Annotated in this window: 17 protein-coding genes; 3 read left to right on the top strand and 14 right to left on the bottom strand. The window is 40.3% G+C overall.

Annotated elements, in window-relative coordinates; translation table 11 throughout:
- The first annotated feature begins 3 nt into the window (after positions 1–3).
- On the top strand, positions 4–648 hold the full coding sequence (locus tag B1A77_RS03740) for a hypothetical protein (protein ID WP_024062209.1): 645 nt from the start codon (positions 4–6) through the stop codon (positions 646–648).
- A gap of 86 nt (positions 649–734) precedes the next feature.
- On the opposite strand, the gene B1A77_RS03735 is transcribed toward B1A77_RS03740, so the two are convergent.
- The 3 genes from B1A77_RS03735 to B1A77_RS03725 form a co-directional block, all read right to left on the bottom strand.
- Positions 735–1,370 carry a DUF805 domain-containing protein gene (locus B1A77_RS03735; protein ID WP_077707982.1) on the bottom strand — a complete coding sequence of 212 codons (636 nt, stop codon included), beginning with the start codon at positions 1,368–1,370 and terminating at the stop codon, positions 735–737.
- Positions 1,371–1,588: 218 nt separating this feature from the next.
- Positions 1,589–2,158, bottom strand: a complete 570-nt coding sequence (locus tag B1A77_RS03730) for a DUF805 domain-containing protein (RefSeq protein ID WP_024061336.1) — start codon at positions 2,156–2,158, stop codon at positions 1,589–1,591.
- A gap of 3 nt (positions 2,159–2,161) precedes the next feature.
- A complete protein-coding gene (locus B1A77_RS03725; RefSeq protein ID WP_024061337.1) occupies positions 2,162–3,049 on the bottom strand; it encodes a DUF805 domain-containing protein in 888 nt (295 codons plus the stop codon).
- Between the two features lie 163 nt (positions 3,050–3,212).
- Between B1A77_RS03725 and B1A77_RS03720 the strand changes: the two genes are divergently transcribed.
- Positions 3,213–3,509: a hypothetical protein gene (locus B1A77_RS03720; RefSeq protein WP_004697907.1), complete on the top strand. Its 297-nt coding sequence runs from the start codon at positions 3,213–3,215 to the stop codon at positions 3,507–3,509.
- A 141-nt stretch (positions 3,510–3,650) separates the two neighbouring features.
- Here B1A77_RS03720 and trpA read toward each other — a convergent pair whose 3' ends face one another.
- The 8 genes from trpA to B1A77_RS10225 all read right to left on the bottom strand — a co-directional run bounded on the left by trpA (position 3,651) and on the right by B1A77_RS10225 (position 13,157).
- Entirely contained in the window at positions 3,651–4,442 is a 792-nt protein-coding gene (gene trpA, locus B1A77_RS03715) for a tryptophan synthase subunit alpha (RefSeq protein ID WP_077707981.1), read from the bottom strand.
- Positions 4,435–5,628, bottom strand: a complete 1,194-nt coding sequence (gene trpB / locus B1A77_RS03710; RefSeq protein ID WP_077707980.1) for a tryptophan synthase subunit beta — start codon at positions 5,626–5,628, stop codon at positions 4,435–4,437. Before trpB ends, trpA begins: the two co-directional genes overlap by 8 nt.
- 42 nt (positions 5,629–5,670) lie before the next feature.
- Positions 5,671–7,125 (bottom strand): bifunctional indole-3-glycerol-phosphate synthase TrpC/phosphoribosylanthranilate isomerase TrpF, encoded by a 1,455-nt coding sequence (gene trpCF / locus B1A77_RS03705; RefSeq protein WP_077707979.1) that lies wholly within the window; start codon positions 7,123–7,125, stop codon positions 5,671–5,673.
- Positions 7,126–7,128: 3 nt separating this feature from the next.
- Positions 7,129–8,139 carry an anthranilate phosphoribosyltransferase gene (gene trpD / locus B1A77_RS03700; protein ID WP_077707978.1) on the bottom strand — a complete coding sequence of 337 codons (1,011 nt, stop codon included), beginning with the start codon at positions 8,137–8,139 and terminating at the stop codon, positions 7,129–7,131.
- A gap of 588 nt (positions 8,140–8,727) precedes the next feature.
- Entirely contained in the window at positions 8,728–9,294 is a 567-nt protein-coding gene (locus B1A77_RS03695) for an anthranilate synthase component II (RefSeq protein ID WP_077707977.1), read from the bottom strand.
- Positions 9,294–10,763, bottom strand: coding sequence for an anthranilate synthase component I family protein (locus B1A77_RS03690; RefSeq protein WP_077707976.1), 1,470 nt, complete (start codon positions 10,761–10,763; stop codon positions 9,294–9,296). The genes B1A77_RS03695 and B1A77_RS03690 overlap by 1 nt, the downstream gene beginning before the upstream one ends.
- A gap of 473 nt (positions 10,764–11,236) precedes the next feature.
- Positions 11,237–12,217: a DUF805 domain-containing protein gene (locus B1A77_RS03685; protein WP_077707975.1), complete on the bottom strand. Its 981-nt coding sequence runs from the start codon at positions 12,215–12,217 to the stop codon at positions 11,237–11,239.
- A gap of 115 nt (positions 12,218–12,332) precedes the next feature.
- Entirely contained in the window at positions 12,333–13,157 is an 825-nt protein-coding gene (locus tag B1A77_RS10225) for a DUF805 domain-containing protein (protein ID WP_418369006.1), read from the bottom strand.
- A 444-nt stretch (positions 13,158–13,601) separates the two neighbouring features.
- Here B1A77_RS10225 and B1A77_RS03675 point away from each other — a divergent pair, with 444 nt between their 5' ends.
- Positions 13,602–14,780: an MFS transporter gene (locus B1A77_RS03675; protein ID WP_077707973.1), complete on the top strand. Its 1,179-nt coding sequence runs from the start codon at positions 13,602–13,604 to the stop codon at positions 14,778–14,780.
- 123 nt (positions 14,781–14,903) lie between these two features.
- Here the strand turns inward: B1A77_RS03675 and dcuC are convergent, their stop codons facing one another.
- The 3 genes from dcuC to B1A77_RS03660 all read right to left on the bottom strand — a co-directional run bounded on the left by dcuC (position 14,904) and on the right by B1A77_RS03660 (position 18,984).
- The gene (gene dcuC, locus B1A77_RS03670) at positions 14,904–16,157 is read right to left on the bottom strand and encodes a C4-dicarboxylate transporter DcuC (protein ID WP_077707972.1); all 1,254 of its coding nucleotides are present in this window, start codon (positions 16,155–16,157) and stop codon (positions 14,904–14,906) included.
- Positions 16,158–16,381: 224 nt separating this feature from the next.
- The gene (locus tag B1A77_RS03665) at positions 16,382–17,626 is read right to left on the bottom strand and encodes a M20 family metallo-hydrolase (RefSeq protein ID WP_077707971.1); all 1,245 of its coding nucleotides are present in this window, start codon (positions 17,624–17,626) and stop codon (positions 16,382–16,384) included.
- Between the two features lie 62 nt (positions 17,627–17,688).
- Positions 17,689–18,984: an amidohydrolase gene (locus B1A77_RS03660; RefSeq protein WP_077707970.1), complete on the bottom strand. Its 1,296-nt coding sequence runs from the start codon at positions 18,982–18,984 to the stop codon at positions 17,689–17,691.
- Positions 18,985–19,061 lie beyond the last annotated feature (77 nt).

The following is a 19,061-nucleotide window of genomic DNA, read 5'->3' as shown; positions in this document are numbered from 1 at the left end:
CATATGAAATACATTCTTAAACTCGGCTTAATTATGGTTATGCTGTTATCTACTATTATTATTGTAGGCTGCGGCAAAAGTGAAAACGAAAACAAGTATTTAGGAACTTGGGTTGGCTATGATGGCAACAATGTTATGTACCGTATAACATTCCAAGAAAATGGCAAAGAATATATGGTAACAGAAGATAAACTAGCTTATAAATCAGAGAAGAACTATCCTAAACCCCATGGAAGCCTTTTCCCATCATTTGATGATAGTGTAAAGCAAGCCAATAATACGTATAACATCAACTTTATTCTTCAAAAAGACTCTCGAACAACAACAGCTAAAGAGATTACACCCAAAAATGAAAAAGATGATAAAGAAAAAAATAAGTATAAAAATCAACTCAGCTACGATGAAGGTCGTACAATCATTAGATATATCGAAAAAGACAATACTTTATTAATTAATGGTATTCGATATAAAAAAGAAACATCTCCAGATGTAACTAATGATATTTTAAAGCAAATGCAAAATGCTAGACGGATTGAATTAGAAACAAAATTCCATAAATATGGTAATCGTGCTATCGGTTCTAACCACAATCTTGTCATTATTGATAAAATCACATTTGATGATAGTTTGTTAACTAATAATAAATAAATCCTACTATTATAAAATGCACCCCAAAATTGTATCCAATTTTGGGGTGCATTTTATAATAAGGTTATTTTTTATATAGTATTCTTTTACATCGCACTAGTCATAAGTAGTTTATCTACCAAGAACCAGAGTACAAAGATAGCGCAGAATAGTCCTGCAGTTAGTCCCATAGATGGCGTAGTATCAATAAGACCTAATTCACGGGCCATTTGTTTTGTTACGACCACTTGACCTGTAGGGGGACCAAAGCGATTTGGTTGGCTTTCACCAGGCAGAGCCATAAGGATCAACAGGATAATAGTCCCTATTACAGGGATGAATCCAATAAATACGAGGCCCCCTGAGCGGCCTTGATCGTGTAAACGTCGCACTGAAACAGCCACGCCAGGGATAACCATAATCACGGACAAGAGGACAAGGATGACCAAACCAAAACCTACGCCTACTACGCTAGATAGTGGACTAATATAGCTCAAAAAAGCACAAGTAAATAGAATGGCCACAAACAACAATTGATAAACTAACAAGAAATGCCAATATTCACTACGACTTGCACGACCATCAAAATCAGCATATTTATAAACCAAACATTGTTTAAAGTTTTCAATCAAGCCTAGATTGTATTTATCTAACGAGATTTGTGGTCTACTAACATGCCCACACTCTGGGCAGTAACAATCTGTTTTCAACACTGCATGTCCACAATAGGGACAAGATTTCATAATAAACTCCTTCTAGCTACAAACAGAAATCAGCAAAGATTACGATGTCCTGCTGTACTTAACACATATAACAACTAAGATATTCTTTATTTATTAATATCTAAGTTTTTAAATTCATCTGAAATTCATTTTACTATAAAGTGTTATATTGTCTATAAAGGAGATGTTAAACTTTTATAAAATAAAATAATGAGATTGTTAATAAATACAGGTGATTATTATATGTATCCATTCCCATTAATACCATACCATAATATCTCTCTAATGATATCGGCAATAATAATAGATTGGATAATAAAGATGGCAATCCCCATCGCCCAATCTTGACGACGGGATGGAGTTTCTTCTAGTCCTGTAGCCTTGCTAACCTCAGGAGTAATAGGTGTATATCCGGTTCTTTCACCATATGAATTCTCTCTTTCATCACCACGACGCAATTCGTAAACGAGGAATATAAAGAATCCTATAACAGGAATAAATGAGATTAGCTGTGTCCAACCGCTCCGACCAATATCATGCATACGCCGCGCTGTGATAGCTATATTGGGAATTATAAAGAAAAGAGATACCCCTACAGCAACATTATCAATAAGTGTTTCATAATTAGGAAAGCCCAAGGTACTACAAAGTAAAGCTAAAATCCCAAGTAATCCTTGTATCAAGGTAACGCCTGCCACGAATCGCCAATATTCACTACGGCTAACACGGCCGTTAAAATTAGCATAATTTCTAATGCCTAATTTGAAGGCATCAGTATAATTCAAATCATATATATTTATGGTTGACATAACCTAATCCTCCTCCGCGGCTTCAATAGCAACAATGCCCCAGCCTTTGCCTTCATTATGCAAACGAACTAATAGAGGCTCTAGATTATCTTCAAAGGTAACGGTAAAGCCCATATAATTTACAACAATATCATCATCTTGGTCTTGGGAAACATAGTCAAGCTGTATCGCTTTCACCTTATGAACCTCGTCCTTAGCCATGGCTTGTTCCCATAGTTCAAAGGTACCATATCGTTCCATAGCACGAGCGCTCAAATAACGATATGCACCATGATAATCCTTTTTGTTGAGGGCTTCATAATAATTACTTACCACAGTACGCCCCTCTGTTGTAGCCGTTTCACTTTGTAAAAGACGATTTGCTTGTTTCGTTAACGAACTAGGTTCCAAATTGCCATAAGCAGTCTCTTCTACCATAAAATTATGATTAATCATTGTACTACCTGCACTAGTGGCTAGGCATCCTAATACTAATATGGCCACAATAAAGAGGCCCGATACGGAACGTTTTTCCTCTGATTCATTAGATATAGGCGATGTGCGCTTACAGAACAGATACAATAATGCAAGCCAGCCTAAAAAAGGAACCAATAGTAAAATCATCAACATTGGATCATTATTAGAGTCTCGTAACCGTCTTGCCATTAACATAATCTTCGGCAAGCATAACAGGATGGACAGTACAAATAATACGCCGCCACCGATAGAGACAACATAAAGAAATCCGTACGGTATGTAGGTTGCAAGACCTGTAATACATATAATTAAGCCATATACAAAGGATATAGCACTTATGGTGAGCCAAAAATCGGCTGTATTGGTACGTCCCTTACTGTTCGCATAGTTTTCCACTAGCTCACGATAGAGGATTTCGTATACTCTCTGTTTCATAAAACTCCTACCATAATCTTAGATAATAAACATATATAGATATTCCTATTATACTATGATTTATCAACTTAGTTGATTCATTTTTTGTTCACGAAATATGCCTATACTACAGATATATTTCTTACAACTAAAATTCGTACAATCAATTATACAGGAGATAATTATGAAAGCTAAATTAATGAAAGCAGTAGCCTTGGCTAGCTTAGGTGCCTTCTTAACAGTTGGTATTGGTGCCAATGTAGCCCAAGCCAAAGATTACCACTTCAAAATCGGTGAAAATCATCGCATGGTAAAAAATGATGATGGCACAGTAGATAGCAGCGCTCATCCATGGTACAAAGTAAATGATAAAAAGAAAAAGCACAGAAAGCATAGAATATCTGAACGTGAAAAGCATGATAAAAATGCAACAGCAAAACGCAGTGAACAACATCAACGTTCTGAATCCTCTAATGACTAAGCCTTGTGCATAATACATATTACTAGCCCTAAAAACACAAAACTAAATTAACCAACCAATGAAAAGGACGTTATACATTGTATAACGTCCTTTTGTGTTATCCCCTATATAATTTTTCCCAAGGCTATATGAGTTATTATGTTATGCGCCAGCCTTTAGAACAGCTTGTTTCATGGATTGTACGTAATCAAACAACGCTTGGTCCGCATGTTCGCCATGTTCTGCTACGATTTTAACGATAGCAGAACCTACGATGGCTCCATCGGATACGCGCGCCATAGCTTCTGCTTGTTCTGGCTTAGAAATACCGAAACCAACAGCTACAGGAATATCCGTATATTTGCGAATCGTTTCAACAATGGATTTAATATCCGTCTTGATTTCACTGCGCATGCCTGTAACGCCAAGGGAAGATACACAGTATACAAAGCCTTCTGCATCTTTAGCAATCATTTCGATGCGATTTTCAGATGTTGGTGCAATTAAGGATACCACTTCAACACCATGCTTATGAGCCACACTAGCGAGCTCGCCTTTTTCTTCAAATGGCATATCTGGCACGATAACACCAGAGATTCCTACCTCTTCACAGAGGGTAAAGAATTTTTCACGACCGAATACGTAAATAGGATTCAAATAGGTCATGAACACGAGTGGCACTGTTACTGCCTCTTCACCTGTACGCAAACGACGCACCATATCGAAGATATCGTTGATTTTTACACCTGTAGAAAGCGCACGCGTGCTTGCCTCTTGAATAACTGGGCCTTCCGCTGTTGGGTCAGAGAAGGGAATACCAATTTCTACCATGTCCGCACCGGCTTTCACCATAATACGAATATAACGTTCTGTATTCTCAATACCGTGGTCACCAGCGCTAATGAACGGGATGAATGCCTTGCCCTTTGTGAAAGCGTCTTTAATTTTACTCATGAAGATCCACCCCTCTGTATTTCGCCATAGCCGCCACGTCTTTGTCGCCACGACCGGATAAACAAATAATAATGATGTCGTCCTTGCTCATAGTAGGAGCAATTTTACGTGCATGTGCCACCGCATGAGCACTTTCAATGGCTGGAATAATACCTTCCAAGCGAGATAAGTATTCAAAGGCATCGACTGCTTCGTCATCTGTAACAGGCACGTATTCAGCACGACCGCTATCGTGCAAGTACGCATGTTCAGGGCCGATACCAGGGTAATCGAGGCCTGCAGAGATAGAGTATACTGGAGCGATTTGTCCATCTTCGTCTTGGCAGAAGTACGATTTCATGCCGTGGAAAATACCAACGGAACCCTTTGCGATTGTCGCCGCATGTTCTTCTGTATCGATGCCACGACCTGCCGCTTCACAACCGATTAGACGAACACTTTCATCTGGAATGAAGTGATAGAACATGCCCATCGCATTAGAGCCGCCACCTACACAAGCCATAACAGCTGTTGGTAATTTTCCTTCTGCTTCGAGGATTTGCTCACGCGCTTCACGGCTGATAATGGATTGGAAATCGCGTACAATCATAGGGAATGGATGAGCACCCATAACGGATCCCAGTACGTAATGCGTATCGGACATGCGATTTGTCCATTCGCGCAACGCTTCGGAAACCGCATCTTTCAATGTACTAGTACCTGTTGTTACAGGATGTACCTTAGCTCCTAGCAATTCCATACGATATACGTTAAGTGCTTGACGTTCACAGTCCTCTGCACCCATGTATACTTCGCATTCCATGCCCATCAACGCAGCGATAGTAGCCGTTGCCACACCGTGTTGACCTGCGCCGGTTTCAGCAATAACACGAGTCTTACCCATTCGTTTTGCCAATAACATTTGGCCGATTACGTTATTCAACTTGTGAGAACCAGTATGATTTAAGTCCTCACGTTTTAAATAGATTTTGGCGCCTCCAAGGTCCTTTGTCATGCGATCTGCATAGTATAAAAGGGATGGACGACCTGTATATTTTTTATGTAAATCCTCAAGTTCGTGTACGAAATCAGGATCATCTTTGTACTTGTTGTACGCCTCTTCCAATTCGATGACTGCATTCATCAATGTTTCTGGCATAAATTGACCCCCAAAGGAGCCAAAATAACCATGTCTTTGTTCACTCATATAACTTACCTTTCTATATTCCATTCCTGCTAGCACGCCATATTATGGCATTGCTATTGTTCTCACAATGTTGGTGAAAGCTTTTATCTTCTCATCGTCTTTCACGCCATCTGTTTCAATACCACTACTGATATCGATGCCGTACGGTCGAACCGTACGAATGGCACGCGCCACATTGGTGCTATCGATACCTCCAGCCAGCATAAATGGTCGTTCAAACTCGTCTAAGCAAGACCAATCGAACACTTCCCCCGTACCACCGCGCTCGTCTTTGTGGTATGCATCAAATAATAGCATATCTGCTCTGCTATCGATCCACGCCTCTGCATCTGCAGCACTACGGATTTGAACAGCCTTCCAAACCTCTACATTAGTACGTTCTTTTAAGGATTGGATGAAAGCTTCATCTTCATCGCCATGCAATTGCACCACATCAAGATTGGCTTCTGTAGCAATGCTAACGAGATTATCTAGCGTTTCATTGACGAAAACACCTACCGTTTTAATCTCATCATTATTAGACTGTTCAGCACCATTGTTATATCTTTTAGTATATTGCTTATGTAGTTCTTCAACCAATGTTTTAGCTTGGTCTACAGTGACTTGTCGTTTACTTGGTGCAAATACAAGGCCCATGTAGTCTGGTTTTGCCTCTACTACAGCAGGGATTGTTTCCACCTTTGAGATTCCGCACATCTTAACCTTTGGTGTGTAGTAGGTTGAACCATAAAGATATGCTAATTTCTCCACCTTGTTAGGAGAACGCATGAAGGTTTCCCCCATCAAAGCTACTCCGATATTGTTATCGCGCAAGACTTGGATGTCCTCTGGAGTTTCTAGCCCGCTTTCAGATACGAAAATCACATCGTCTTGCACGAGATTGCGTAAGCGCACACTGTTTTGTACGTCTACGGTGAAGTCTTTCAAATTGCGGTTGTTAACACCGATAATACGCGCACCGCAATTGATAGCCATTTGTACCTCATGCTCATCGTGCGCCTCTACTAAGGACGATAAGCCAAGCGAATCTGCTAGTTCACGGAATTTTGTCAGCGTCGGCACATCAAGGCATGCGCAGATCAAGAGGATGGCACTAGCCCCCCACACCTTCGCTTGGTAGATTTGGTATTCATCGATGATGAAGTCCTTACGAAGTACAGGGATTTTTACGGTACTAGCAATCTCTTGTAAATATTTTTTGTCACCTTTAAAAAAGCCTGGCTCCGTCAATACAGAGATAGCCGCTGCACCTGCTACCTCATATTCTTTGGCGATGTCTAAATACGGGAAGTGCTCAGCAATTATCCCCTTAGATGGAGAGGCCTTCTTTACTTCGCAAATGAAATTGAAATCTTGCTGACGAAGGGCCACTTCAAAAGGAAATCCTCTATCAGCAAGCAATGCCACAGCCGCTGCTTTCACAGACTCTGGAGATTCCACCTGTTTTTCTTGGGCTACCCGAATTTTGGTAGCCTCTATAATCTTATCTAAAATCAATGGTCATACCTCTTGGGTTGCTTTCACAAACTGTTCCATTGTCGCAAGCGCCTTACCAGAGTCGATCATATTCTTCGCCTCTTCGATGCCCTCTGCCAATGTAATACCGTCTTTCGCAAGGTAAATCGCCATACCCGCGTTAAGAACAACCGCAGTGCGTTTACCGCCTTGCTCACCACCGAGAACGCGGCGAGTAATCTCAGCATTCACCGTAGCATCGCCACCTTCAAGCTCAGTTTTATCAGCGTATTCGAAACCATATTCCTTAGGATCGAATTCGTAGCTTGTGAAAGTACCATTATTAATTTCGCATACGTACGTTTTATTGCTAGCCGTAATCTCATCAAGGCCGTCAAAGCCGTGTACCACAGCACCACGTTTAACCCCAAGATTAGCCAATACGCGAGCCAATGGTTCTACTAAAGATTTATCATACACGCCCATCAATTCTACAGTAGCACCTGCTGGGTTTGCCAAAGGTCCAAGGATGTTGAATACTGTACGAACGCCCAACGCTTTACGTACAGGACCTGCATATTTCATAGCTTGGTGATATACAGGGGCAAACATAAAGCACATATTCGCTTTGTTCAACACCGCCTCGTTTTGCTCGCCGTTAAGCTCTAATTTAGCACCCAACGCTTCGATTAAATCTGCAGCGCCACATTTACTAGATACACTACGGTTACCATGCTTTGCTACAGGAATACCTGCTGCAGAAATGATGAAACCAGATGTAGTAGAAATGTTGAATGTATTAGCCTCGTCACCACCAGTACCTACGATTTCCACAACGGTGCCATTATGAGGCACGGAGCCAGCCTTCTCGCGCATAACCTCAGCAAACGCCGTAACCTCATCTACAGTAGGGCCCTTTGCGGCAAGAGCACACAGGAAACCAGCCATAGGAACCTCGGGTACATCACCGCTCATAATCTTGTTCATTGTATCTTTAGCAAGGTCGTAGGATAAATTCTGACCGTGCGTTACTGCATATAATGCGTCTTTAATCATTTTATAGCTCCTTACTTGTTGTTCATTTTCTTTGGTTCAACGTTAATAGGGCATATACCTACTTTAATGCTACATGTGATTCACGTGGACCTATGCCCTCCACTGGCCGGGTCTGACTACGGCCTGCGGCCTTCGCAGGGCCAAAGTCGGGCCTAGAACCCCGTGAACTCACATAAACACTAGGACACTTAATCTTTTTTATGCCCTACTCACTGTCACACACACAATAAAATGAACAACAATTCAATATCTCTTAAATGATCCTGCGCATTATATGGAGTAACGCACAGGTCATCCCTTTATAGGGAGAGTGGGAATGGTGGTGCTACGCACCACTTTCTCTTATATTAGGGGTTCTGATTCGCATATTTCTTTAGAAAATATAGTTACTGTTCGATATATATATTGTAGAGGGGCTATTAAGTAGGTAATGCCAAGGTTGAGTTGGCAGGAAATAAGGTCTTAAGGAACGACTTGGCGGCCCCACGTAGTGGGGCGGTGGCCACTTGGAGTTCCGAGAGACCTTATTTCTGCCCTATCGTTCTAGGATCTATAAATAGCCCATCGAATACCTAAATTAAACAGTGGTTATTTTTCTAAGAAATTGCGAATCATTTGTTCCCCGTTTGGTGTCATGATGGATTCCGGATGGAATTGCACTCCATAAATCGGGTAGTCTTTGTGTTCTACGCTCATTACTTCGCCGTCGTCTGTAATGGATGTGACGATGAGTTCGCTTGGCATGGTTTCGTCGATAATTGCCAAGGAGTGGTATCTAGCGACTTCGAATTGTTCAGGCAAACCTTTAAGGATTTTGGATGGATGTACTTGTTTCGCCACGCTTTGTTTGCCGTGCATCACTTGTTTTGCGTAGGATACGGTGCCGCCGAATACTTCGCCGATGGCTTGGTGTCCCAGGCATACACCGAGGATTGGGAATTCCCCTTTGCATTCACGCAATAGGTCTTCGTATACGCCCGCATCAGCTGGTCTGCCAGGACCTGGTGAAAGTATCACATAGTCTGGTTTCAACGCACGGATTTCTTCAACTGTTAATTCATCGCTGCGGATGACTTTAATATCTGGATCGATAGAGCCTACTAATTGATATAAATTAAAGGAAAAGCTATCGTAATTATCTATAAGGAGTACCATTATTCTACCTCCTGTGCATTTGTAATTGCGGAAATCATGGATTGGCCCTTGATCAAGGTTTCATTAAACTCGCTTTCAGGAACGCTATCTCGAACGATGCCTGCACCAGCGCGAACATAGACCTTACCGCCTTTATTCATAGCCATGCGGATGCCGATACATACATCCATGTTACCGGAGAAATCTATGTAACCTACGGCGCCTCCGTATACACCACGCGGGCTTTTTTCAAGTTCGTGTAAAATTTCTATAGCACGAATCTTAGGCGCCCCAGACAACGTGCCTGCTGGCAGTGTAGCACCGATTGCATCGAGTGCATCTTTGCCGTCTTGTATGTCACCACTTACAGTAGATGTAATATGGATGACATGGGAGAAACGTTGCAACATATGTAACGCCTCTACTTTCACAGTACCAAATTTAGAGATTTTACCTAAATCGTTACGGCCAAGGTCAACAAGCATATTATGTTCAGCCAATTCTTTTTCATCATTGATAAGTTTTTCTTCAATAGCAAGGTCCTCTGCTTCATTTTTGCCACGGCGCATCGTACCTGCAATTGGGAATGTGTACATTTTACCGTCTGTCAGTTTCACCAAGGTTTCTGGAGATGCCCCTGTGAGCTCTACATCACCACCGGATAGGTAGAACATGTACGGAGATGGATTCAAGGTACGCAATACGCGGTATGCGTTTAACAAGCTCCCTTCAAACTCGGCTTCGCGGCGGTTAGATACAACACATTGGAAGATATCCCCTTCTTTGATGTAGTGCTGTGTCTTTTTAACAACGGCTTCAAACTCATCCTTTGTGAACTCAGAGGTAAACTCTGTTTTAAGAACGCCTTTTGGAACATCTGCCTCTTTGCCGTTTATAACGAGATCAGCAAGAGTTTTCAATTCGAGCTCAGCCTTGTTGTAGTTGCGTTCTAAATCATTTGTGCTGATGTTGGCAATCAAGTAAATTTTATTTTTGTAGTGGTCAAAAGCGATAACCTTATCAAAGAGCATAAGGTCTACATCGTTTACCATCGCAGAGTCATCATCTGGCGTTGGGAAATCCAATGTTGGCTCGATGTAGCGAATATATTCACATGCGAAGTAGCCTACAAATCCACCTGTAAAGGTTGGTAGTTCTTCCAATCTAGGGCTTTTATATTGGCTCAAAATATTGCGAATCTCTACTGCAGGATCAGAACACTCAAAGGTACGAGTCGTACCGTCTTTGATAGTCATTTTATGGTTTTTGCAGAATAACTCAATCTTAGGATCATAGCCCAAGAAGGAGTAACGGCCCCAATGATTACTATTATCCGCACTTTCAAGCAAGTACGTATGACTGCTCACTTGTTTTAACGCTTTCAACACGCTAATCGGCGTGCGTACGTCGGATAAAATTTCCATATATACAGGCACGATATCGTAGCCTAGTGCGATAGCTTTCACACGGTCAAAACTAGGAAAAATCATGAGAACCTCCATCTGGCATTTGCCAATAAAAAAACTCGCCCATGACAATATAACGTCAAGGACGAGTTTATAGTTCTATTATTACAATATGATTGTATGTGCTATAAATCGCGGTACCACCTTGTTTGAATGCAGTGCATTCCCCTTTCGCAGGATACTAACATATCCCTCACGACTAACGCTCGTGTGACGTCGCACCATACTAGGAATGACTGTGAAAGTTCATTCTGTTCCATGCGCCCTCGGTGGTCCATTTAATAAGCTGCATACTACGGGTTCTCAGCTAATCCCGCTCTCTGTGAGTGCATTTCCTATTTTTATCTCCACCTCATCGGTTTCTTTCAGGCGAGTATAAAATTATAATCTGATTATAATGTTTCTATAGAATGAAAGTCAAGAAGTTTTAATTTCTGATTGTTGTTCAGCCATAAAAAGATCTTTAACATACAATCTTATATATCATATTTTATGTATTATAATGCATAATAAAAAATACTATTACTTTCTTTATCATATAACGCAGAGGTTTTATTATACAGCAGATACAATACATATATATTGATGATAGGAACAAACAGGACAACAATCCAAAATATACTACTATTACTATCTTTCAAACGTCTACAGATCATTACAATAATAGTATATATAAGATAAAAGTATAGAACATATCGCAAAGCATAGTTTTCGATATTATAATTTAATATCATATTGTATATTATAAACGCTAAATATACATTGAACAGATTCCATTGGCGAACTGTGCTTCGTCCATTAAGCCAAAGACTATCAATTAATATGCTTTTATAAAGATCTGTTAAAAGAGACCTTTTATCTTGGCGACTATAAAAAGAGTTTATAGCTTTAATTTGAGACGTAGTTAAATCATTACGCTCACCCCAGAGTACATCTATAACCTTATTACCAAAAATGATTCCCTTAAGTTCAACAGTATTATCTCGTAACCAAAGTTTCCTAGGTACTACAGAAAACAACAACATTGAACACAAAAGACATGGATAGAATATATCTGGCACATCAACGCCCCATAATATAATATTGTTGGACTCAAAAATAGCTTTTCCGTAAGAAAGGTCAAAATGCTTTCCACCCAATAATATCAATAATAAAAATACAGTAATTATGATATTTAACCAATTAAATCGCTCTTTTTTATAATATTTCAAGCTAGCATAATTTGTAAAAGCTACAAAAAGAATATAAATAACTGTGCCCACATAATATATAATGTCATAAATTCCTTGAGTATATACTATCTCCGGAAGAGTGGATAAAATAAAGATATTTATTCCTATACCAATAAACACCAATAAGTTTATAGAAAGGTATGTCTGTATATTGATTGTAAATAATTTAATTGTCTTGAAACATTGAACTAATGTTAATAATTCAAGTTTAAATTTTATTAATTCAGAATATAAAAGCTGTCTCATTGCTCTTTATCATATAGCAAGAAGTATAATATTTACATTATTCAAAAATATCATACTTCTCAAATATAAATCTCCTATTCCTTCATTAACAACCAACACAACCAAGAAATTTCATTTAATTATCTATATACCACGATTTTTTAAACAAAAGATGATAGCTAACAAAAATATTGATATACGGAATAAAAAGGCCAATCATCCACAAGCCGCTTAATAGAGAATCGTGAAGTCTACGTATACCTAATGTAATCATTGCGATGACTGGCCATATTAGGATAATCATAAAGCCCCAATGAGGTATATAAAGAGAGATGCCAAGATGAACAATTAACGAAACTACAGCAATAGCCATATACATAATGATATCCATAAAAATGCAAGATCCTGTAAGACCAACCCAAAAGGCTGATACAGAGGATCTGCCATTAACATCAACGAGTTTAGCAAATAAAGCATCCCATACACAACTACACATATAGTCAAATCTTCTAGCATCCTTATCTTCACTAATGATGGAGCTTCTATCGTAGGCAATAATATAGTTATTATATCTATCACGACCTTCATCTAAGCCATATTTATTAGAATCTGGCACGCTAAGAGGCAAGGCAAAGCAAGCTAAGATGAAATACTGCCAAAAGAACCCATCCCAATAAAAGCTTGCATTTACAATAGTCTCGGATATAGACGCCCAACTAAAACTCATCCCCCAATACACCCATAAACTTAGATATGCTATGGGAACCAAGATCATATACCACAAGGATGAACCACAATCATTTAGTCTACGTTTAAGTATAAAAATAGTTGCAATTATATGTATAATCTGTAGACTTCCAAAATAAATATAAGACAAATACTGACTACCTTGAAGTGGAGTCCCTTGAATAATCCCTATCAACAAAACGAATATAAGGTAAGCTAAAAATTTACTAACCATTAATCCACACACAGCCCACAAATATGCTAATCTGCCTATGCGTTGATTCACTCGTAACATTTCTATATTTTGTTTAAATAGTGAAATTTCATTATCTAGCCACATTAAAAAATTCTCTCTTCGCTCTCATAACAATTTTCTAATCCTCTTTATTCTAATATAAATATATGTATATTAAAATATTAACCTTATGGTCTAAAATATTTATATTGTTTACGCTAAGCACTAATAGTATACTGAAATTACATATGTTATCAGTTCCCACTAATTATTTTGTGGAAAAGAGAGCCTAAGTTTTTAGTTTACCTATCAAGTACTGGATTCAAGATACCATTGCAAATGACAAACTTCCTGACTTAATATTAGGAATGAAGTTAAAAAGATATAGAATTACTAATTTTCTGATACTATAAATCGTACTAAGACTAGTGAAGGAGAGATAATTTGGAAACGTGGAAACGTACGGTGTATATAAGTTTAATATGTGTATTCTGTACATCCTTCGGGGTGAGCCAATTAGCACCTATTCTCCCTCTATATTTTCATGATTTAGGTGTTCAAACGCCATCGGCTATGTCTCTCTGGTCAGGTTTAGCAACTGGTGCAACCTATTTAGTCGTATGTTTAGTGGCACCCTTTTGGGGGCGTGTAGCAGATAAGAAAGGTCGTAAAATCACATTAATACGATCTAGTTTTGGTATGGCTTTATGTAATTTATTGCTCGCCTTTCAAACAACGCCTGAAGGGGTTGTAATCATTCGTCTCATACAAGGTTTAGTGAATGGTTTTTATTCTGCAACCATCACATTAATTGCCTCAGAGTCCCCCATCGAACGAACTGGTTGGGCACTTGGCCTATTAGCTTCGGCCAATCTAGCGGGCTCTCTAATTGGACCTTTATTAGGTGGATATATTGCTGATACCATAGGTATTCGTAATGGCTTCATCTTAGTTGGCATTCTCATGGGTTTCGCCGGTTTGTTAGCTACTATTTTTATCCATGAAAATTATGTACCAAAGCCTAATGTTGAGAAACTGTCTATTAGCAAGCTAAAAGAACAAATCCCTGAATTTAATAGTATTGTAACATTGTGTGTAGCATCATTTATTTATGCTATATGCATCATGTCCTTACAACCTGTTATCTCCGTATATATCAAAGGCATTGTTCCGAGCAATACTGAAAATCTAGCATTTATTGCAGGCGCTGTCTTCTCAGCTATGGGTATTGCGCAATTAATAAGTAGTTCTCCTCTCGGTAAATTAGTTGATAAAATTGGTCCTCGCAAAGTATTAGTCGTATCTCTTATCTATGTGGGCTTATTTAACATCCCTCAAGCCTATGTGACTGATGTTTACCAACTAGCACTCATTCGATTTTTACAAGGCTTCGGCCTAGGTGGTATGTTGCCGGCATTAAATACCTATCTTTCTTCAAAAACACCTCGTGAGTTTACGGGACAAGTATTCTCCTACAATCAATCAAGTTTATTTCTTGGTTATTTCTTAGGTGCTGTCGGTGGTGCAAGCCTAATGGCTTGGCTAGGTTTCACTACCTTATTCTGGGTAAGCGGTGGTCTATTTATAATCTCCGCTCTCTGGATTGGTTTAAAACTTAAATAATACATACATAAAGCAAAAGAAAACCCTTCTATGTATCTGATTGGTAAAAGTTATATGCTCACGCATATGACTCAATCTAATCAGTGTTAGAAGGGTTTTCTTTTACAATATAGTTTTATTAGACTAGAGTAACAATAGCATGATGACTACTGTCGCAATAATACAAGGCACAGCATTGCGTTTCGCCATTTCCATAGGGTTAATACCTGCCAGTCCCGCAATGATGATACCTGCACCAGCTACAGGGCTCATACTACGACCGATACCAGCACCGATTTGAGCCATGGATCCAAGTTGCATAATACCATAACCAAAGTCTGCTGCATGAGGTGTGACAGCACCGTTAAAGGCAAGAGCTGCTGCATTACCAGAACCAGAGATAACAGCCAATAAGAACGGACCAAATGCTGCCCCTATTTGAGCAATTTGTTGAGAGTTCTTCATACCATCGATGAGCGCACTAGTAAGCCCGATGAGTTGCATCCCTGCTGTGAAGCAAGCTGCTGCAGCCATAAGGCCAACGACATCACACATACCATCGCCAGTACCACGGAAGAACTTCTTAACAGCTTCTGTCACATTAGGACGCACGGCAATGATACCAATAGCAGTACCGATGAGCATAGATACAGGAACAGAGATTTCTGGGATAACCGCAACTTGTTTACTACCTAATACAAGTAATACAAGAGGAATAATGGGAATGATTGCATAGAAATAATTTACTTTGAATTCTTTACCTTCCGCTGCAGTATCGTTTTTCATTACATACCCTGTATGCTCCTTCTTAACGATAGCTACGATGTTAAGCAAAATAGCGGCTACTACGATACCGATAATTGCTTGCATGGAGAAGCTGGCAATAACTGTCATTACGTCTACCCCCGCTAGTTGTGCCACTTGAGGGTTGAACATAAGGCCTGGACTCAAGGAACTACCCCATGTACCTAAGAAGATAGCAGAACCAGCCATCGCTGGATGTACTCCAGAACGAATGAGGGCAGGAATTAAGAGTGCACCTACGGCCGCAGCACAGCCTGCCGCTGTAGGCAATGCAATATTGATCAGGAACGTAATAATAACAGCGCCAGGAATGATGATTTTCGTCATCTTTTTGAGGCCTGCAGAAATGAAATACACCATGTGCTCTGTACATTTTGTATATTCCATAACATAGCTAAAACCTAACACCGTACAGATTGTTGGTACAAGACCTGGATTCGTAAGTTCTTTCACAAAGGCCGTCGTACCAGCACCAAGCTGCCCACCAATAAAGCACATCAGTAAGCCCGATAATAGTAAAACGAGCCGCGTTTCAAACTGTTTAATAATAGCGATAAACGTCGCTACTACGATAACAATACCTGTAATAACCATAACCCTCCTATCCGTGTACATAGGATGCAAGATAGCTATATCCCCTCTATAAACGCTTTACACCCAATACACAAACTAACAACACTAAATACAATAGTCCTATCTATGTCTTACACCTAATAGGCCTAACTATAGTAAAAGTAATCACTTAATTATATACAGTATAACTATATAACTATATAACTACTTATCTATATAACTACATAAATACATAAAGAAGTATATTAAACAAGCTTTGTTTCTTCCAAGCTAAGTTTTCTAAGTACCTTGTCAAGCACCGCTGCACCCGTTACAATATCATCCATTTCAGCAAATTCTGCAGGATTATGACTGATGCCATCACGGCATGGAATAAAGATCATTCCCGTCGGAACTACCTCCGCCCAATGCATCGCATCATGACCGGCACCACTCGGTATTGTCATGTACTCCACACCGACAGACTTAACAGCTTCTTCGATTTCTCGAATCATCGCCGGGTGCATCTCTACTGGATGGTCCTGTGCAATTGTTTCAATTGTATACGATAATCCACGTTTCTCGGCAGTAATGTCAATAAATTCTTTAACAAGAGTAACTACAGAATTACGAGCTACCTTAGAAATACTGCGAATATCTACCCCTAGCTTCACAGCACCAGGAATGACATTCATCGCCCCTGGTGTAACCTCCACAACGCCAACAGTTCCCACCACGGGTGGTTCCTCTTGCATAGATGCAATCTCCTCGATGCCGAGGATGATTTTTGAGGCTCCACATAGAGCATCATGACGCAAGTTCATCGGCGTAGCTCCACTATGATCGGCATTGCCTCGAATGGTCACATAGAATCGCTCTGGCGCGGCAATACCAGTCACAATACCAATCGTTTTCTGCTCGTGCTCCAGTACCTTGCCTTGTTCTATATGGATTTCTGTGAAAGACTTTACAGGTCGTTTATATGCCATTGTTTCAATCCCATCGGGGTTTAAATTACGACCTTTCAAGGCTTCGTACAAAGAAATTCCTTGTTTATCTACCAAGTGGTGTAAGTCTTGTAATGTCAATTCACCGCGCATGGCCTTACTGCCTAGTGTAGCATTCCCAAAGCGACCAGACTCTTCACACATGAAGTCCACTACAGCGATGGTATGATCATGTTCATAACCATCGTCGATCATGCTACGAATTACTTCAATAGCAGATAACACGCCGACCACACCATCGTAATTGCCTCCATTGGGCACGCTATCCGTATGAGACCCCACCATAACAGCTGGTAAATCTGGTTTCTTACCAATCTTATAGCCAATGACATTACCAAAATCGTCTATTTCAACGGATAAACCCGCATCAGTCATGCGATCTATAATATATTGACGTCCTGCCCAATCTGCATCGGTGAAAGCAAGGCGATTAATGCCCTCACCAGGAGCCGTCAATTGGGCCATAGCCTCAAAATCCTTAACCAATCGCTCTCGTTGAATCATGTAACACCTCACAATCTATTACATCAATTACTGACAAACCATATGATGCTAGTATATAAAGCTTATTTTAAATAGTGAGCTGCAATGGTACCTAACGCTACAATACCGTTTAACATATCTTCTTCATCGATATCAAAGAGCGGATTGTGATGCGGTGCTTTAATGGCAGATCCCACAACCATATAGGTCGCTCTACCACCGCGATCGATGACACGATTCAAGAAGTACGCACAGTCTTCACTACCGCCACCGCTGTAATCGAAGGGAACCTCTTTAAAGATCCCAAGTGGTTCCACGATAGCTTGTACTTCACGAGCTAAATCATCGCTGATGCGACCTGCCGGAGTTTCTCCTTGTTTTGTGATTTCAAAGGTACAATCGTGCATTTCTGCAGCACCTTTAATAATAGTCTTCGACCGTTCAATCATGTAGTCATTGATTTCTGTAGTGGCACCACGAGTTTCTAGTTTAAGAACTGCCACATCAGGCGTCACATTGCGGCCTGTACCGCTTTCAAAAACACCTACATTCATGCGAGAGGCCCCTTGACTATGACGAGCGATGGCTTGTAAGTTAAGAACCGCTGTACAGCCGGCGAGCATTGCATTTTGTGCCTTTTCAGGGGAGCCCCCGGCATGAGCAGAATAACCGTGGAACACCACATCAAGTTTTGTAGTGGCCAAGAAGCCATGATCGCTACAAGCAAAGCAATTGGATAATTTTTCGTTAAACCCAATATGCATGCCGAACATCAAATCTACATCATCTACTACGCCCGCTTCCGCCATCGCTTTAGCACCGCGCACGCCTTCCTCTGCTGGTTGGAATATAAGTTTAATAGTGCCTTTGAATTCATCCTTGTGAGTAGCCAAGTATTCGGCAAGACCTAACCCCATCGTCATATGTGCATCATGACCACAGGCGTGCATCGCTTTATCGTGACAAGAACGGAATCCTTCCTTTGTAGGCACATGGCTATCCTTTTTAGCTTCGATAACATCGTTAGAATCCATATCTACACGAAATGCTACTACAGGGCCTTCGCCGCCGAACTTCATAGTTGCAACAATGGCCGTTTTACCATAGCCCATCTTTTCAACAAGCTCAGGATTTGCGCCTTCTTTGATGGCTCGATCCATAGCAGCTTTCATAACCTCATCACTAGGCAATCCCATGCGAGAATCTAAATCAAGTATATCCGCCCCTAACGCCACATCATAGCCCAAAGAAATAAGCGTATTCGCCACCTTCGCAGCAGATCGATACTCAAGCCAAGCAGGCTCAGGGTACATATGAAAGTCGCGACGCATAGCGATTAACGCATCGCGCCGTTGTTGTACGAAATCTTTTACAGACATAAATACCTCCTTAACAAACTAATAATCACGTATACATTTACTATATGAATAGATAGGTAAATAGTCAACTAAATGGG

This window comes from Veillonella parvula, assembly GCF_002005185.1.
GTDB classification, from domain to species: domain Bacteria; phylum Bacillota; class Negativicutes; order Veillonellales; family Veillonellaceae; genus Veillonella; species Veillonella parvula_M.
The sequence above is the reverse complement of the archived record's forward strand: the minus strand, read 5'-3'. Positions and strand labels throughout refer to the sequence as shown.

Excerpts from the sequence above, each read along its gene's own strand:
- B1A77_RS03740 (WP_024062209.1), top strand. The coding sequence starts at position 4 with ATGAAATACATTCTTAAACTCGGCTTAATTATGGTTATGCTGTTATCT.
- B1A77_RS03735 (WP_077707982.1), bottom strand. The coding sequence starts at position 1,370 with ATGAAATCTTGTCCCTATTGTGGACATGCAGTGTTGAAAACAGATTGT.
- B1A77_RS03730 (WP_024061336.1), bottom strand. The coding sequence starts at position 2,158 with ATGTCAACCATAAATATATATGATTTGAATTATACTGATGCCTTCAAA.
- B1A77_RS03725 (WP_024061337.1), bottom strand. The coding sequence starts at position 3,049 with ATGAAACAGAGAGTATACGAAATCCTCTATCGTGAGCTAGTGGAAAAC.
- B1A77_RS03720 (WP_004697907.1), top strand. The coding sequence starts at position 3,213 with ATGAAAGCTAAATTAATGAAAGCAGTAGCCTTGGCTAGCTTAGGTGCC.
- trpA (WP_077707981.1), bottom strand. The coding sequence starts at position 4,442 with ATGAGTAAAATTAAAGACGCTTTCACAAAGGGCAAGGCATTCATCCCG.
- trpB (WP_077707980.1), bottom strand. The coding sequence starts at position 5,628 with ATGAGTGAACAAAGACATGGTTATTTTGGCTCCTTTGGGGGTCAATTT.
- trpD (WP_077707978.1), bottom strand. The coding sequence starts at position 8,139 with ATGATTAAAGACGCATTATATGCAGTAACGCACGGTCAGAATTTATCC.
- B1A77_RS03695 (WP_077707977.1), bottom strand. The coding sequence starts at position 9,294 with ATGGTACTCCTTATAGATAATTACGATAGCTTTTCCTTTAATTTATAT.
- B1A77_RS03690 (WP_077707976.1), bottom strand. The coding sequence starts at position 10,763 with ATGATTTTTCCTAGTTTTGACCGTGTGAAAGCTATCGCACTAGGCTAC.
- B1A77_RS03685 (WP_077707975.1), bottom strand. The coding sequence starts at position 12,217 with ATGAGACAGCTTTTATATTCTGAATTAATAAAATTTAAACTTGAATTA.
- B1A77_RS10225 (WP_418369006.1), bottom strand. The coding sequence starts at position 13,157 with ATGGTTAGTAAATTTTTAGCTTACCTTATATTCGTTTTGTTGATAGGG.
- dcuC (WP_077707972.1), bottom strand. The coding sequence starts at position 16,157 with ATGGTTATTACAGGTATTGTTATCGTAGTAGCGACGTTTATCGCTATT.
- B1A77_RS03665 (WP_077707971.1), bottom strand. The coding sequence starts at position 17,626 with ATGATTCAACGAGAGCGATTGGTTAAGGATTTTGAGGCTATGGCCCAA.
- B1A77_RS03660 (WP_077707970.1), bottom strand. The coding sequence starts at position 18,984 with ATGTCTGTAAAAGATTTCGTACAACAACGGCGCGATGCGTTAATCGCT.